This is a genomic window from Phaeodactylibacter luteus (assembly GCF_007993045.1).
In the GTDB taxonomy this organism is placed as follows: domain Bacteria; phylum Bacteroidota; class Bacteroidia; order Chitinophagales; family Saprospiraceae; genus Phaeodactylibacter; species Phaeodactylibacter luteus.
On record NZ_VOOR01000166.1, the window covers coordinates 1 to 776 of the forward strand.

Consider the following 776-nt stretch of genomic DNA (forward strand, 5'->3'; position numbering starts at 1 on the left):
ACATATTTCGGGTGCAGGTGCTTTTGATCCTCCGGAGCCCAGTCCCAGCCCCAGTCGGTCGCTTCTTTAGACCAGTACCAGGCATCGTCCTGCCAGCGCGGCACCTCCGCGTCCACACAGGCTTCTGATTGTATGAGGTGCTTGCCCGGCGCTTTCTCATGGGCGTACGCCAATGCCTCAGGGAAGTGGTCGTAGGTGCTCGCGTACCAGTGCACCGCCATGCCATCGAAATGTGCACTGATCCCCTCATCAGCGTAGAGCACGTCTACCCACTTGCGCAGCTCTTCATCGCGGTTTTGGTCAAAGCCCAGCACCTTGACCTTGTGACCGTCTGCCTGAAGCTGTGGGCTTAGGTGGCCCTGAACAAAACGGGCCATCTCCTGTGGCGTATAATGCATGCTCTCCCAATTGCTGTCGTTGCCCAAGGGCTCATTCTCTACCGTGATGCCCCAAATATCTATCCCCTCCGCTTTGTAAGCGGCCAGGTATTTTGAAAAAAACAAGGCCCACGACGGGTAATACTCGGGCAGCAGCTTGCCGCCTTTCCAATCGTTGTTGTCTTTCATCCAGGGCGGGGCCGTCCAGGGGGAAGCGATGAGCTTGAACCCATCCTCCGAAACGGCCATAGCGTCTTTGATCATCGGGATGATGTCGTCTTGGTCTTCTGCTATGGAAAAATGCTGCAGCAGGGTATCCCCCGCAACCGGGGCATAAGTATAGTTGCCCAGAGAAAAATCGCAGGAGCTGATGTGGGTGCGCGCAAGGGAATACCGCGC

1 protein-coding gene is annotated in these 776 nt (G+C 56.6%); it reads right to left on the reverse strand.

Features of this window, described 5'->3' with window-relative positions:
* Window positions 1–776 (reverse strand): glycoside hydrolase family 30 protein (locus FRY97_RS21970; RefSeq protein WP_449430785.1); only part of this gene is annotated, 776 nt, incomplete at both ends.